This window comes from Actinoplanes oryzae, from assembly GCF_030757795.1.
Classification (GTDB): domain Bacteria; phylum Actinomycetota; class Actinomycetes; order Mycobacteriales; family Micromonosporaceae; genus Actinoplanes.
The window spans coordinates 1-14,277 of the sequence record NZ_JAUQWH010000083.1; the positions used below are offsets into that span (position 1 = coordinate 1).

A 14,277-nucleotide genomic window follows, 5' to 3' on the forward strand; every position below is an offset into this window, starting at 1 on the left:
CCTCATGACCACCCGCCGGCGCCGCCTCGTGACCGCCCACGGCGCCGCTGCCCGGCCCGCCCGTCGCGCCGTTGCCTGGCCTGTCCGTCGTGCCGTTGCCCGGCCTACTCGTCGCGGTGGTGCACGACCCGCCCATCGCGGTGATGCGCGACTTGCGCGCCGCGCTGAGCACGGTTCGCGTGCCGCGGTGACGCGCGACTCGCCTGCCGTGTCGACGCACGACCCGCGGGGCGGTTCCGCGGATACGTCGGCCTCGTCTGGTTCTGCTCGGTGCGCTTTCCGCCGTGGAGACTTCGTCGTGAGCGTTCGCCGGCTCCGACGTGCCTGCGAGCTGTTCGCCGTGGTGCGCGCGTCGTGAGCAGCCGTTGGCTTTATCTCGTCCGGCACGGTGATGCGGTCGAGGGCGGCGGGCTGTCCACGGTGGGGCGGCAGCAGGCTGCGCTGCTCGGGGAGCGGATCGCCGGTGTGCCCTTCGGCTCGATCACCCACAGCCCCGAGCGGCGAGCCCGGGAGACCGCAATGATCGTCGCGTCGCAGCTTGCGGCGTCCGGCGACGGCACAAGAGCAGAAGGGGACGTCAGCACGGGCGGCGGTGGCAGCGCTGACGGTCGTGGTGGCGGGGTGAGTGCGGGCGGCGGTGGCAGCGCTGACGGTCGTGGAAGCGAGGGGAGTGCGGGCGGCGGTAACGGGGGGCGTGCGGCCGACGGTCGTGGTGGCGGGGTGAGTGCGGCCCACGGTCGTGGTGGCGGGGTGAGTGCGGGCGGTGGTCGCGGCGGGGTGGAGCTGCGTAGGAAGACCTCGAAAGAGTTGCGGGGCTTGAGGAACGTCCTCCCCTGATGGGATAGGCGGGCTTGGTGTCCCAGGTTCTCATCGAGGAGGACGTTCATGGCTGAGCGTAACGGTTTGACCCGGGGAGATCGTCGGCGTAACAACCGGATTGCTGTGTTGCGGCAGGTGGTGACCGTAGGGCGGGCGGTGCTGGCGATCGATCTGGGCGAGGACAAGCAAGTCGCTGTGCTGGTGGATCACGACGGGCGGGTGCTGGGCCGGCGCGTGATGAGAGTCAAGGTGCATCGGCTGGGTGCTGTGCTGGTGTGGGCGGCTGTGCAGGCTGCGCGGCGCGGGTTCACGCAGGTGGTAGTGGGTTGTGAACCCACGGGCCATCGGTGGCGGGCGGTGATGCAACTGGCCGACGAGGCGGGGATGGGGTTCGTGTGTGTGCAGTCGCTGCAGGTGCACCGGGCCCGAGAGTCCGATGACTACACCCGTGACAAGACCGATCACAAAGACGCGGTCCTGATCGGCCGGCTGATCGTGCGGTTGGACTGTTACCTGCCCGAACGCGCCGACGCCGATTGGGCCCGGTTGCGGCATCTGGGTCAGCGCCGTGAGCGGCTGCTCACCCAGATCGGTGCGATCCGACAACAGATCACTGACCTGCTGTCATGTTGCTGGCCGACGGTGCTCGGCTGTGCGGGCAAGCCGTTGGACTCGAGCACCTGGCTGGCGTGTCTGGCCGCGGTGACCAGCCGTGACGCGCCGCGGGCCGGCTGGGACCGTGACACGCTGGTCGCCGCCGCGCATCCGCAGCTTGCCGGCTTCGGCGCCCGGCGGCTGGCACCACGACGCATCGTCGAGGGATTCGTGCAGGCGATCACGCATCCGGGTGGAGTGAGTGAGCAGCGGCCCGGCGCTATCGAACGGGTGGGGTTCTTGCTCACCGACTGGCGCAACGCCGCCCGCGCGCTGGGCGAGGTCGAGCAACGCATGACCGGCGTGCTCGACGCGCTGGGGTTGAGCACCCTGGTGTCCTCGATCCCCGGCGTCACCGTGGTCGGCGCCGCCGCGATCCTGGCCGAGACCGGCGATCCGTCACGGTTTGCCTGCGCACGCGGCCTGGTCAAACATGCCGGACTCAACCCGGCCGAGAACACCTCGGCCACCTTCCAAGGCCAGAGCCGGCTCTCACGCCGCGGCCGGCCCCGGCTGCGTCTGGCCGCCTGGCGCGCCGTGTGGGGCGCTCTGCCGCACAACCCGGTCCTGCACGCCCGCTTCACTCACCTGACCCACCGCGAGCACAACCGGCTGTCCACCGGTCAGGCCCACGCCGCCTGCGCCGCGACTCTGCTGCGCTGGTTGCACGCCATCACCACCAGCCGCCGGCCGTTCGACATCAACCTGGCCACCGGCACCACCCGCAGGCAGCGGCTTCACACCGCTGCCTGACCAGCATCAACCACAGCTCACACAACCTCATGAACCACACCCCTGAGTTCCCCCCGTTTCGACGGAGCGGTGGTTACCTGCTTCCGGTCGGGGCAGGGGTGAGGTTATCTGGCTCGGTTTGGGCGTGCCAGGCGGTCTCGTATTCGTCGGGGCTGAGGTAGCCGAGTTCCTTCTGAATGCGGCGGGTGTTGTACCAACCGTCGATGTAGGTGAAGATCGCGTTCTCGGCCTCGTCGCGGGTCCGCCACGACGTTCGGTAGACCAGCTCAATCTTCAGCGTCGACCAGAAGTTCTCCATCAACGCGTTGTCATACGAGTCGCCGACCGAGCCCATCGAAGGCCGGATTCCGTTGTCCTGCAAGCGTTGTGAGAAGCGGAAACTCGTATAGTTCGACCCTCTATCGCTGTGATGTATGAGCTGGCCGTCGCGGACGTCGCGTGACCAGATGCCGTACTCGAGTGCGGCCAGGATCAGATCGGTGTCGCACCGGTCGGAGGTCTTCCACCCGACGATCCGTCGCGAGAAGACATCTCGGACGGCAGCCAGCCAGAACACGCCCTCCCCGCACGGGATCCGGGTGGCGTCAGCGACCCAGAGCCGGTTCGGGCCGGCTGCGGTGAAGTCCCGGTTGACCAGATCCGGGGCCGGCGTGTGCCGCGGGTCCTGCTTCGTGGAGCCGCCGCGCCAGCCACGCCGCAGGAACGCCCCGTGCCAGCCCTGACCGGCCATCAGCCGCTCGACCCGCTTGCGGCCGACCCGGATGCCGTCACGACGCAACTGCCGATGCACCCGGTCAGCGCCGTAGGTGAACCCGGAGGTCTCCCAGATCTCGTAAATGTTGGAGATCAGGCCGAGGTCGACCAGGTCCCGCTCACACGGCTGCTCGGCCTGTTTGACCCACTGGTAGTAGGTCGACTCGGCGATGTTCAGAACCCGTAACAGGAGCGCGACCGCGAAGCGGTCACGGTGTTCGTGAACGAACGTCATGACCGTCGCCGGGCCGGGCCGAGCTCCGAGGCGAAATACGAGGACGCGGCACGCAGGATCTCGTTGACCCGGCGCAGCTCAGCGACCTCTTCGCGCAGCCGGCGGTTCTCCTCGGCCATCTCAGTCGTCGGCCGGTCCTGACGCTCGCCCGCGTCCGCCTCGGCCTGCCGGATCCAGTTACGCAGCGCCTCGTGATGCACGTTCAACTGCTCCGCCAGACGCCGGATCGTCGGCTTCGGATCCGACTCGCGATACAAGCGCACAGCACGCTGGCGAAGCTCGTCGGGGTACTTCTTCGGTGCGGCCACAGAACTTCCTCCCCTCAGGCCGAAGGCCGCGATCTTGGCCGCCGCGACCTGCGGGACGTTGCCGGTGACCAGGGTCTGCACGACGTCGCCCCGGCCGGCGAGGGCGGCCAGCACCTCCGGGACGCCGGGGAGCAGGGAGCCCTGCTCGGCGAAGAGGTGCCGCGTCCGGTCGACCTCGGTCACGTACCTGGCGAAGAAGCGGTCCGGGGTGCAGTCCGTCACGCCGTGGCTGGCGAAGACCTCGGTGCAGATGTCGAGGTCGGTACGCCCGGCGAAGCTCGGCGTCACCTGCCACTCGCGCCCGGTGACCGCCGTGAACGCGGTCTTCCAGGCCCGCCCGGCGACGCCTCCGCCGCTGAGGAGCGTGTGGTCGATGTCCCACATCACGAGCAGGCGCTTCACTCCCCGGCCAGCCGGCGCTCGACGTGCTCGACCTTGGCGGTCAGGGCGCCCGTGACGCCGGGGCGGATGTCGGCCTTGAGCGAGACGCTGACCCGGGGCGCCTGCGCGGCGACCGCGTCGACGGCCTGCTTGACGACCGCCATGACCTCGTCCCACTCGCCCTCGACGGTGGTGAACATGGCGTCCGTGCGGTTCGGCAGCCCGGAGGCGCGGACCACCCGGACGGCCTCCGCGACGAGATCGCCGACGGACTCGGAGACGCCGATCGGCGTGACGGAGAAGGCAACCAGCATGGTCACCATCGTTGCACGTCCCGGAGGCCCGCACTGCTTGGGAATCCGTCGAATCAGGACAAGCCGCGTTTCGGCGGCGGTGATCAACGGGCATGAATCATGGACCGCCAACGTCAGGAGGTCCCCCGTGCGCCGCCGTCACGTCGCCGCAGCCGCCATCGCCGCAGGATCGGTGCTGGCCCTCGCTGCCTGTTCGTCCACCCCGGCCGACACCACCGCCGCGAGCTCCGCGGGAAGCACGGCGCCCACGGCCGAGACCGGCACCGGTTCCGCGGAGCCCCAGAGCACGCAGTCCGAGGACGCCGGCGAGGGCGAGACCACGGCCGGCGAGGGCGAGACCACGGCCGGCGAGAAGCCGGAGAAGACCGGCAACCCCATTCTCGACGGCGAGCGGCAGGTCGTCATCGCGCCCGCCGACACGTACGAGACCGTGCTGCACGTCGACGACAAGGGTCACCTCGCGCTGACCGACGGTGAGAGCGACACGACGCTGTTCGTGCTGGTGCCTGTCAATGACGAGAAACACTGGATTCGTACGGCCAAGGCGGACAGCTCCGGCGAGCAGGCCTGCATCGGGCTGAGCCTGCAGAGCACCGGCCCGGCCATGCTGGACGCCGCGCCGTGCGACGCCTCGAAGAGCGGCCAGCTGTTCACCATCGAGTCGAAGGGCGACAAGAAGTACGCCATCAAGGGCGACAAGGGCTACAACGTCCGCGCCCTGGACGACGAGGGCGTGCAGGCCGTCGCGGGCGCGTCCGGCTCGGGCACGACCTTCGGCTTCGCGGACAACGGCAAGGCCCCCGCCGCCCCCGGCGCGTAACAGCAAGCCGCCACGCGCCGCCACGAAGGCCGCCACGCGCCGCCACGCGCCGCCACGACGGCCGCCACGCGCCGCCACGACGGCCGGCACGCGCCGCCACGAAGAGCCAAGACGAAACGAGCCCGGAAGGCGAGTCGGGAAGGGGCGGCAGGAAGGGGCGGCAGGAAGGGGCGGCAGGAAGGGGCGGGTCAGGAAGACCTGCGTCCGAAGAGCCGCCGAAGCCAGGACTTCTCGACAGGCGGCGACGGCGGCTCAGGAAGAGAGGCGGGGGTGGACGAAGGTGCGGAGGCCGACAGCACCTCCCGGGCCAGCCCCCGCACCTCCCCCTCCAGCTCCGGCGTGATCAGCACCAGCTCCGCCAGCGAGTCGAGGATCGTCACCACCCGCCCCTGCGCCGCCCGGGCCGCCGTGACGAATCTCATCCCCACCGCCGCCGCCACCTCGGTCCGGCAGCCGGGGTCCAGCCAGGCCGCGACGACCAGTGCGAACAGGGCCGCCTCCGTGGCCCAGTCCTCGACCCCGAACGCGACCTCGGCGAGGATCCGGCGGTGGGCGGTGGTGTCGGTCGGGTGTTTGCGGCCCGGTTCGGCGGAGTGCAGCACGCCCAGGCACGCGTACGTCTGCACGCTCCGCTCCCACCACCCCGGCGGCAGGTCGACCGGGCCGTCGGGGGCCTCCGGCGGGTGCACGATCAGGCCGAGCAGGTCGTCGATCGGCAGCTGGCCGAGGGGGAGAGCTTGATCATAGGCCGCGATCGGGTGCGCCCAGACCGGCGTGACGACCCGGCGGGCGAGCTCCACGGCCTCCTGCGACGGCGGCGGCACGGCGGGCGAGGCCTCTTTCCCGATGTACGTCCACAGCGCGCGCCCCGGGCGTACCGCCGAAGTCATGTCCGGGGGTGTCTCGCCCCCGATGTCGATCGTCACACCGGGGAACCGCCGCCGCACGAGAGCCAGGGCGCTGGGCACCTCCAACGCCGACAATGCCATGGTGCCGAGTTCGCCCCCGCCCTCCGGGACCTGCGCGAGCATGTTGACGCAGGCCTCGGTCGCGCCGGCCGGCAGGCCCAGCCACGGCCGTCCCCGGCAGGCGGTCTCCAGCTCGTAGTGCTCGTGGCCCGACGGCGGATGATCCCGCGTGTAGTCGGCCAGTTCGATGAGGTGAGCCACGTCGCCGTCCTCGTCGAAGCGCATGCTGTGCAACGTGTGCACCACGCAGTCGTACGAGGGGTCGCGCGCGACGGCCTCCTCCAGCAGCGCGATCGCCTCGGCGGCCCGGCCGGTCGCGGCGAGCCAGTTGGCCAGGTCGGCGCAGAGATCCAGCTCGCTCGGAAACCGCCGGTACGCCTCCCGCAGCACATCGATGCCGTCGTCGTCACGCCCGTCGGCGCGCAGGGCGTAGGCGTACCAGACCAGCGTCAGCTTGCTCGGCTGCAGCTCCACCGCGCGGGCACCCCACCCGACGGCCGCCCCCGTGGCGCCCAGCCGGCGTCCCACCCCGGCGGCGGTGGCGTGCACCATCGCGTCGTCCGGGTGGGCGGCCACGGCGCGGCGGGCCAGGTCGAGATAGACCTCGTTCGCCGTACGCACGGGCTCCTCCGCGGGATCCCCCAGCGGCCGCATCACCGTGGTGAACACCTGCGCGAGCGCCTGCCCCGCGACGCTCCCCGCGTCGAGCGCCCGGACCCAGCTCACGTCGGCCCATGGCTGCTCGGGTGCGGCGGCCGTCGCCCGGGCCAGCATCCCGAGCGCCCGTGCCGGATCGGCGGGGGCCAGAAGGTGGGCGTGCGCGACGACCGTACCGATGAAGGCAGGCTCGCGCAGCGGAAAGAGCGACAGGCCGCCGTCAGCCGTCCGCGCCGCCAGGGCCGCCAGCAGCTCGTGCACCTCGGGCAGCCCGGGCGCGAGGCCCAGCGCCCCCGCCAGATGCGACGCGGCATGCGCCAGGTCGTCCTCCGCGAGGGCCACACGGGCAAGCGACAGCTCCCCATGCGCCTCCTCAACCGCCGTCTCGGCGCCTTCGGCCATCCCGCGAGGCTAGATCAAGCCCGCCGCGCCCTTCCTGCCACCCCGAGCCCCCAAGCCCGCCAGGGCTGTCCTCCCGCCCCGCCAGGCCGGTCCTCCCGCCCCGCCAGGCCGGTCCTCCCGCCCCGCCAGGCCGGTCCTCCCACCCGACCCAGGCCCACCAGGGCCGTCCTCCCGCCCCCAGGGCCGGCCCACCCGGCCCGCCAGGGCCGTCCTCCCGCCCCACCCAGGCCCGCCAGGGCCGGTCCCACGTCGCACTGCGCCCGTCATCGACTCCCAGGGGCGCAGTGCCCGCCGAGCCGAAGGCGAGGCCATGTCACTGCCGGATCGCCTCGCCCGCGATCTCGATGCGGATCTTCTTGCCGACCAGGACGCCGCCGGCCTCAAGGGCAACGTTCCAGACCAGCCCGAAGTCCTCCCGGTCGATGTCCGCCGTGGCGGTGAAGCCGAAGATGTCGTTGCCGTACGGGTCGCGACCCGCGCCGCCGAAGTCGACCTGCAGGTCCACCGGGCGCCGCACGTCCTTGACGGTCAGCTCGCCGTGCAGGACGAATTTGTTCGGGTTGAGCGCGGCGTCCTCGGGGGTGGCCGCCCCGGCGCCCCGGCGGGTGAGCGGGTTGTTGCGCAGGCGGGCCCACATGAAGATCTCGTCGCGGGGCTCTTGGCGGGTCAGCCCGGTGCCGCGGAACCGGATGGCGGGGAAGTGGTCGACGTCGAGGAAGTCGGGGCTGCGCAGGTGCTGGTCGCGATCGTCGTTGTGGGTGGTGAGGCTGCCCGTGCGGATGCTCGCCGTGACCGTCGTGCGCAGCGGGTCCTCGCCGACGACGATGTGGGCGCGCGCGTCGGCGAACTCGCCGCGCACCACGCTGACCATCATGTGCTGCGCCTGGAATCCGACGCGCTTGTGCGCCTCGTCGAGAAGGTAGACACCCGGCTCCGGAATGGTGACGCCATTCCACAACCGGGTCGGGCGGTCATTCATCGGTGTCGTTCCCCCGTCGGCGGTGGTTTTGGGCGCCATTGATCCTAGGCCGCGCGCGCACCCGAGAGATTCCGGACGAACGGGGTGAGAGCCAGGCGACAGGAAATTGCCGCACCGGCCGAATTTTGCCCGAATTGCGAGGTCAGAGGGTGTGCAGAATCACGGCTCGGCGCGCTTTGGTGAGAATTCGCTGTGAAAAGAAAAAGGCGCCCGTGTTCGCCTCTCGGTCACTTCGCGGACACCCGGCGTTGAGCGGGATCCGAGACATTGACGCCGTCACACGCGTCGATCTTCGGGAGAGCTCCGACATGGGTCACGGCCACCACCACGATCACGACCACGACCACACGCACCCCGGCGGCGACGTCGAGCCCGCGCTCGACCTCGGCGTGCCGGACAGCGAGCTCTCGCCCGCCGACGTCTCGCGCCGGGGCTTCCTGCGCGGAGCGGGCCTGCTCGGCGCCGGGGCGGCCGCCTCGGTGCTCGCCTCCCCGTCGGCCGCGGCGGCTGCCGGCCTCCCGCACGCCCACGGTCCGCAGGGCGGCGGGACGGCGAAGGGCGGCTTCACGTGGCTCGCCGGCGACCACCACATCCACACCCAGTACAGCTCCGACGCCCAGTACCGGGTGGCCGACCAGGCCCGGCACGGGCGGGCGTACGGGCTCGACTGGGTTGTCATCACCGACCATGGCAGCGCCACCCACGCGAAGATCGGCGTCGACAAGGTCAACCCCGACATCGTGGCCACCCGTGAGGAGCTCAAGGACCTGCTGACGTTCCAGGGTCTGGAGTGGAACATCCCGGCCGCCGAGCACGCCACGGTCTTCGTGCACCCAGGCAAGAACGAGGTCGCCGTCCTCAAGCAGTTCGAGAACGCGTACGACGGCTCGCTGCAGCCCACGACGGCCACCAACGACCAGCTCGAGGCGACCGCGATTGCCGGCATCAAGTTCCTCGGCGAGCAGGTCCGCAAGCGCAAGATCGACGGCGCCCTCTTCCTCGCCAACCACCCGGCCCGCCGCGGCATCGACTCCCCGCACGAGGTCCGCAACTGGCGCGACGCCGACCCGACCGTCGCCATCGGCTTCGAGGGCGCCCCCGGTCACCAGGCCGCCGGCATCCCGGCCCCGAACGGCCGAGGCGGCGCGCGCGGCTACTACGACAACAACCCGTCGGCGGCGTCGTTCCCCGGCTACCCGCTGGAGAGCTACCGGACGTGGGGCGGCTTCGACTGGATGACCGCCACGGTCGGCGGCCTCTGGGACAGCCTCCTCGCCGAGGGCAAGGCGTGGTGGATCACCGTCAACTCGGACAGCCACGTCAACTACCTCGACCAGTCCGACCGCGGGCCGGGCAGCAACTTCGAGCTCAACGGCAAGTACAACGACCCCGTCTACACGGGCACGGTCAACACGGGCGCGGGGGACTTCTGGCCCGGCTTCTACGGGCGTACGTCGGTGGGGGCGACCTCCTTTTCGTACAAGGCGGTCATGGACGGTCTCCGCGCCGGCCGCGTGTGGGTGGACCACGGCCGCCTGATCAAGGGCCTGGACGCCCGCGTGCGCCAGGCGGGGGACCGGCGTTCCTTCACGGGTACGCCCCTCGGCGGCGTCCTGCACGTCAAGCGCGGCACCGCCACCGAGCTCACCGTCGAGATCGACCTGCAGGACCAGCCCAACTGGGCCCAGTTCGTGCCGGTCCTCAAGCGCGTCGACGTCATCGTCGGCCAGGTCACCGGGCCCGTCGCCGACAAGGACACCTTCCAGGCGCCGACTGCCAAGGTCGTCAAGTCGTACGAGGTCACCGGCTCGAAGAAGTTCGCGGTCACCTACCAGCTGGGCCGCCTCGACAAGCCGTTCTACCTGCGCCTGCGCGGCACCGACGGCAAGCGCACCCAGCCCGGCCTGATGGGCGCGTCGGTCGACCCGTACGGCCCGCAGCTCGACGTGGCCGGCGCCGCCGACCCGTGGGGCGACCTGTGGTTCTACACCAACCCGATCTGGGTCCTGCCGCAGTGACCACCCCCGTGCGCCCCGGCGGCCGTCAGGTCGTCGGGGTCACTCTCGGGCACCCCGACACCGCCACCGCGGAACACTGGCTGGCTTCGCTCGACCCGGCCCCGCTGCACGCCTGCACCCACCTGATGCAGTCGCCGCGCCCGCACGTCGCCTGGTCCCTCGAATTCGCCGGCGCGCCGCCCGCCTCCCTCGGCGACCCCAGCCCGGCCGCCGCCGCGGCGCACCACGTCTCGGGCCGCGCGGTCCGCTACCCGGGCGTCGACGAACTGGTGGGCGACCTGACCGTGGCGACCGTGCTGGCCACCAGCGCCATCGACGCCATCGAGATCCTGGGCGGCGGCACCCCGGCCGGGGACACGATCCTCCGGACCAACGATTTCGTCCGTCCGGTGTGGCGCGAAGGCCGCCTCGTCCTCACGGTGGCGCCGGCGGCGGGCGGCAAGCTGGTCCCCTTCGAGAACCGCCACCCCACGCCCTGCTGCGCCGACCACGCCTGAACGAAAGCTGCCCTCCACAACGGCTCGTGGAGGGCAGAAGCTGGCGCGGACACTCAGACCTTCTGGGTCTCCGTCGTCGCCGGGTGCAGCTCGGCCGTGGTCTTCGACACGAACTTCCCCGTCGTGGTGCTGCGGGTCACCTCGTGCTCCCCGCCGCTCTTGTCACCGCCGACGTGCTCGGTCGTGGTCCCCTTGGGATCCCGCTCGGTCGTGCTCTCCTTGACGAACTTCCCAGTCCGGGCGCTGCGGTTGACCTCGTGCTCACTCATGGGGGGTGACCTCCGTGGTACGTATCGTCATCAGGGGATGCCTAGAACCTGCCCACACTCGACGCCCGGGAAACAATCACTCAGGCAACGCTCCCCGGCTCCGCGATCCACTTCACCGGCTGCCCGGTCACCTCGGCCACGGTCGCGAAGTCCCGGTCGTAGTGCAGCACGGTGAGCCCCTGCAGCTCGGCCACCGCGGCCAGCAGCAGATCCACCGGCCCCGCCGACCGGTGCGCTCCCCGGTCGGCCAGCGTGTCCTGCACCTCCAGCAGCCGCTCGAAAGCCCGGTCCGGCGTCATGACCCACACGAACATCTGATCGAGCTTCCGGCGCATCTCGGTGTAGTTGTCCATGTTCCGAGCGCTGAACAAGATCTCCGCCTCGGCCATCGCGCACACTCCCACCAGGCCCCGATCGAGAGCGTCCTCCCACTCCTTGCGCAGCTCGGGACTCTGGGTCAGCCGCACGAACGAGCTCTTGTCGATCAGGAAATGGGTCTCTTTCACCGGGGGTCCTTCTTCTGCAGAAGCTCGTCGAACTGGCCGGCGTCGCCCAGTGCGGCCATCTCTTCCCAGGCCTTCCTGCGCACCGCCCAGGACGCGATCTCACGCAGAGCGGCATTGACGGTCTCCTCGGGTGCCTCGGTCCCGAGGTACTTCGCTGAGGCGGCGAGGTGGTTGTCGTCGAGTTCCAGGTTGTACTCCGCCATGGCGCTCTCCTCTCGCGAGGGGGTTGTCGTCATCAGGCATGCCTTTCTGTGAGGGTAAGGTGCTAGCGTTATGACTACTAGTTATGTGACATTTGCTGGGTAAAAAAATAGGCGACTTGCCGCCACGTGCGTGGCCTCAGTCGACGGAGCCCGGGTCCGCGATCCACCTCACCGGCTGCCCGGCCACGGTTGCGAAGGCCCGGTCGTCATGCGGCAGCGTCTGCCCTTCGGGCTCGGCCGCCGCCACCAGCAGGTCGACCGAGCGCGGCAGAGCGGTGCCGCCCTGCTGGGTGAGGATGCGCTGCACCTCGAGCGCCCGGTGAAGGTCTCCCCAAGGCCGGTCCCCGCCGCGGATGCCGTATGGGGCCCGGGCTGCGGCGGCTCGTTCGCGCGGGAAGTCTTCATCAGGGTGCCTGCCTTTCGGCCGAGGGGCCGGCGTGGAGCTGCCCATGACTATAGCGCAAGGACACCTTGTCGTGCGACACCAGAATTCAGCCGAGGACGGGGTGGAAGAAGCCCGTGGCGATCGAAAGGGCCAGGACGGCTCCGGCCGACAGGGCCGCGGCCAGGAGGAGGGCGGCGTCGGCGGGGGTGAAGTGCTGGCGGCGGGCGTGGGTGCGGGCGGCGCCGGAGTCGAAGCCCCGGGCGTCCATTGCCGTCGCCAGCCGGCCGCCGCGGCGCAGGGCCCCCACCAGCAGGGCGAACGCGGTCGAGGCGAAGAGGCGCAGCTTGGCCAGGGGGTTGCGGCCGGCGTCGATGCCCCGGGCCCGGCGGGCCAGGGTGAGGGTCTGCCATTCGGCGGCGAGGAGGGGGATCAGCCGGAAGGCGGCCAGGGCGCCGATGGCGAAGCGGGCGGGGGCGCGGACGTTCTGGATCAGGGCGTCGGCGAGGTCCGTCGGGTCGGTCGTGGCGAAGACGATGATGCCCGGCAACGCCACCGCGAAGACGCGCAGCACCAGGCCGAGGGCGTCGGTGACGACCCCGGTGGTGACGTCCCAGAAGAGGACCGTGCCCTCCCGGTCGGCGGCGAAGAGGGTCATCGTGACGAGGATGCCGGCGGCGGCCAGGGTGAGCGGCCAGGCGCGGCGGGCCAGCACCCGGTAGCGGACGCCGAAGAACGGCAGGACCGCCAGCTCGATCACCAGGGCGAGGGAGGGCGTGAGCGGGTCGAGGGTGGCGATCAGCGGCAGGGAGAAGAGCAGCGCCGCGCCGAGCTTCGCCACCGGGTTGCGCCGGGACAGCGGCGCGGCCGGCGACGCGACGGGCGCGAGATTCACGACAAAGCCCCGAAAAGCGGCAGGGACGAAGCCTTGGAAAGCGGCAGGACGCTGCGGGGCGCGAGGTTCATGAGGACGCCCCGAAGGACGGCCGGCGGCGGGGGAGGGGCTCGGCCGGGGACAGGTCGTGGACGCGGTCGGCGAGGGACGACACGAACGCGTCGTCGTGGGTGACGGCGGCGATGCCGTGGCCCTCGTCGCGGAGGGCGGCGAGGAGGGCGACGAGCTCGATCCACGTACGCCGGTCCTGCCCGAACGTCGGCTCGTCCAGCACCAGCAGCCGGGGCGCGGTGGCCAGCGCCGTCGCCACGCTCAGCCGGCGGGCCTCGCCCCCGGACAGCGTGTACGGGTTCGCCTCCGCCAGCGCCGAGAGCCGCAACCGGTCCAGCAGCTCGGCGACGATGCCGAGCGGGCGGCCCAGGCGACGGGGGCCCAGGGCCAGTTCGTCGTAGACCCGCGACGTCACGAACTGGTGCTCGGGCGACTGGAACACCGATCCGATCCGCTGGACGAGCGTGGCGGCGCGCCACTTGTGCGGCGGCCGCGGGTCGTCGAACGCCGACACGCGACCGGACGTCGGCGCCAGCAGGCCGCCGAGCAGCAGCGCGAGGGTCGACTTGCCGGCGCCGTTGGGGCCGGTCACCGCCACGGCCTCGCCCGCGCGGACGGTCAGATCGGTCGGGGGCAGGCGCGACGAGACGGCCGCCTCGGAAGCCCGTACCAGGGAAGTGGAAGGAGCGGCAGCGGCCGGGTGCCGGGGCAGGGGATAGCCCGGCACCCACACCCCCGCCTCGGCCAGCCGCGGACCGTGCCCGGCGAACACGACCTCGGGCGCGCCGTCCGCCTCCACCCCGCCGCCCGGCGAGAGCACGACGACCCGGTCGACGGCGGGGAAGACCCGGTGCTCGACCACGATGAGCGTCGTGCCGGCCGGCAAGGAAGCGGCAAGCGCGCCGGAGACGAGCGCGGCGCCCGCCGGGTCGAGGTTGGCGGTGGGCTCGTCGAGGAGGACCAGCCCCGGGCGCAGGGCAAGAACCCCGGCCAGGGCCAGGCGCTGCTGCTCGCCGCCGGAGAGCGCGTGGGTCGCCCGATTGATGGGGTACGGAAACCCCACCCGATCCAGCGCATCACTCACCCGCGGCCAGATCTGCGCCGCGGGCACCCCGATGTTCTCCAGCCCGAACGCCACGTCGTCGCCGCTGCGGGCCATGACGAGCTGCGTCTGCGGATCCTGGAAGAGGATGCCGGGCCGGCCGTTCACCTCGACCGTGCCCTCGGACTCGCCGGAGTCGGCGGGCAGCAGGCCGGCCAGCGCCGCGAGCAGGGTGCTCTTGCCGGCGCCCGAGGGACCCAGCAGCAGCACCCGCTCGCCGGAGCTGATGTGCAGGTCGACGCCGCGGACGGCCCACGCGCGGCGCCCGGCGTGGCGCCACCCGAAGCCCTTGAGGACGACGTCGGCCACGG

Annotated in this window: 16 protein-coding genes; 5 read left to right on the forward strand and 11 right to left on the reverse strand. The window is 71.5% G+C overall.

Annotated elements, in window-relative coordinates:
- The first annotated feature begins 354 nt into the window (after positions 1 to 354).
- On the forward strand, positions 355 to 837 hold the full coding sequence (locus tag RBH18_RS44165) for a histidine phosphatase family protein (protein ID WP_372338980.1): 483 nt from the start codon (positions 355 to 357) through the stop codon (positions 835 to 837).
- A 48-nt stretch (positions 838 to 885) separates the two neighbouring features.
- Positions 886 to 2,226, forward strand: coding sequence for an IS110 family RNA-guided transposase (locus RBH18_RS24880; RefSeq protein WP_306211888.1), 1,341 nt, complete (start codon positions 886 to 888; stop codon positions 2,224 to 2,226).
- A gap of 73 nt (positions 2,227 to 2,299) precedes the next feature.
- Here RBH18_RS24880 and RBH18_RS24885 read toward each other — a convergent pair whose 3' ends face one another.
- From RBH18_RS24885 to RBH18_RS24895, 3 genes are read right to left on the reverse strand one after another with little or no spacing between them, the layout of a single operon-like run.
- Positions 2,300 to 3,214: an IS3 family transposase gene (locus tag RBH18_RS24885; RefSeq protein WP_306211890.1), complete on the reverse strand. Its 915-nt coding sequence runs from the start codon at positions 3,212 to 3,214 to the stop codon at positions 2,300 to 2,302.
- Complete coding sequence (locus RBH18_RS24890; protein WP_306211891.1) at positions 3,211 to 3,924, reverse strand: transposase; 714 nt, start codon at positions 3,922 to 3,924, stop codon at positions 3,211 to 3,213. The genes RBH18_RS24885 and RBH18_RS24890 overlap by 4 nt, the downstream gene beginning before the upstream one ends.
- Positions 3,921 to 4,223, reverse strand: a complete 303-nt coding sequence (locus RBH18_RS24895; protein WP_456237637.1) for an MTH1187 family thiamine-binding protein — start codon at positions 4,221 to 4,223, stop codon at positions 3,921 to 3,923. The genes RBH18_RS24890 and RBH18_RS24895 overlap by 4 nt, the downstream gene beginning before the upstream one ends.
- A 121-nt stretch (positions 4,224 to 4,344) precedes the next feature.
- Here RBH18_RS24895 and RBH18_RS24900 point away from each other — a divergent pair, with 121 nt between their 5' ends.
- A complete protein-coding gene (locus RBH18_RS24900) occupies positions 4,345 to 5,037 on the forward strand; it encodes a hypothetical protein (protein ID WP_306211896.1) in 693 nt (230 codons plus the stop codon).
- Positions 5,038 to 5,225: 188 nt separating this feature from the next.
- Here the strand turns inward: RBH18_RS24900 and RBH18_RS24905 are convergent, their stop codons facing one another.
- Both RBH18_RS24905 and RBH18_RS24910 read right to left on the reverse strand, forming a co-directional pair.
- Complete coding sequence (locus RBH18_RS24905) at positions 5,226 to 7,064, reverse strand: tetratricopeptide repeat protein (RefSeq protein WP_306211898.1); 1,839 nt, start codon at positions 7,062 to 7,064, stop codon at positions 5,226 to 5,228.
- Between the two features lie 313 nt (positions 7,065 to 7,377).
- Complete coding sequence (locus RBH18_RS24910; RefSeq protein WP_306211900.1) at positions 7,378 to 8,043, reverse strand: YceI family protein; 666 nt, start codon at positions 8,041 to 8,043, stop codon at positions 7,378 to 7,380.
- Between the two features lie 308 nt (positions 8,044 to 8,351).
- Here RBH18_RS24910 and RBH18_RS24915 point away from each other — a divergent pair, with 308 nt between their 5' ends.
- Positions 8,352 to 10,061, forward strand: coding sequence for a PHP domain-containing protein (locus RBH18_RS24915; protein ID WP_306211902.1), 1,710 nt, complete (start codon positions 8,352 to 8,354; stop codon positions 10,059 to 10,061).
- Entirely contained in the window at positions 10,058 to 10,558 is a 501-nt protein-coding gene (locus RBH18_RS24920; RefSeq protein ID WP_306211904.1) for a hypothetical protein, read from the forward strand. The genes RBH18_RS24915 and RBH18_RS24920 overlap by 4 nt, the downstream gene beginning before the upstream one ends.
- A 53-nt stretch (positions 10,559 to 10,611) precedes the next feature.
- Here RBH18_RS24920 and RBH18_RS24925 read toward each other — a convergent pair whose 3' ends face one another.
- The 6 genes from RBH18_RS24925 to RBH18_RS24950 all read right to left on the reverse strand — a co-directional run bounded on the left by RBH18_RS24925 (position 10,612) and on the right by RBH18_RS24950 (position 14,275).
- A complete protein-coding gene (locus tag RBH18_RS24925) occupies positions 10,612 to 10,827 on the reverse strand; it encodes a hypothetical protein (RefSeq protein ID WP_306211906.1) in 216 nt (71 codons plus the stop codon).
- A gap of 80 nt (positions 10,828 to 10,907) precedes the next feature.
- A complete protein-coding gene (locus RBH18_RS24930; protein ID WP_306211907.1) occupies positions 10,908 to 11,333 on the reverse strand; it encodes a PIN domain nuclease in 426 nt (141 codons plus the stop codon).
- The gene (locus RBH18_RS24935; RefSeq protein ID WP_306211909.1) at positions 11,330 to 11,569 is read right to left on the reverse strand and encodes a DUF2191 domain-containing protein; all 240 of its coding nucleotides are present in this window, start codon (positions 11,567 to 11,569) and stop codon (positions 11,330 to 11,332) included. Before RBH18_RS24935 ends, RBH18_RS24930 begins: the two co-directional genes overlap by 4 nt.
- A 103-nt stretch (positions 11,570 to 11,672) precedes the next feature.
- Positions 11,673 to 11,843, reverse strand: a complete 171-nt coding sequence (locus RBH18_RS24940; protein ID WP_306211911.1) for a PIN domain-containing protein — start codon at positions 11,841 to 11,843, stop codon at positions 11,673 to 11,675.
- A gap of 184 nt (positions 11,844 to 12,027) precedes the next feature.
- Positions 12,028 to 12,813: an energy-coupling factor transporter transmembrane component T family protein gene (locus RBH18_RS24945; protein WP_306211913.1), complete on the reverse strand. Its 786-nt coding sequence runs from the start codon at positions 12,811 to 12,813 to the stop codon at positions 12,028 to 12,030.
- Positions 12,814 to 12,880: 67 nt separating this feature from the next.
- Positions 12,881 to 14,275 (reverse strand): ABC transporter ATP-binding protein, encoded by a 1,395-nt coding sequence (locus RBH18_RS24950; protein WP_306211915.1) that lies wholly within the window; start codon positions 14,273 to 14,275, stop codon positions 12,881 to 12,883.
- Positions 14,276 to 14,277: the final 2 nt, after the last annotated feature.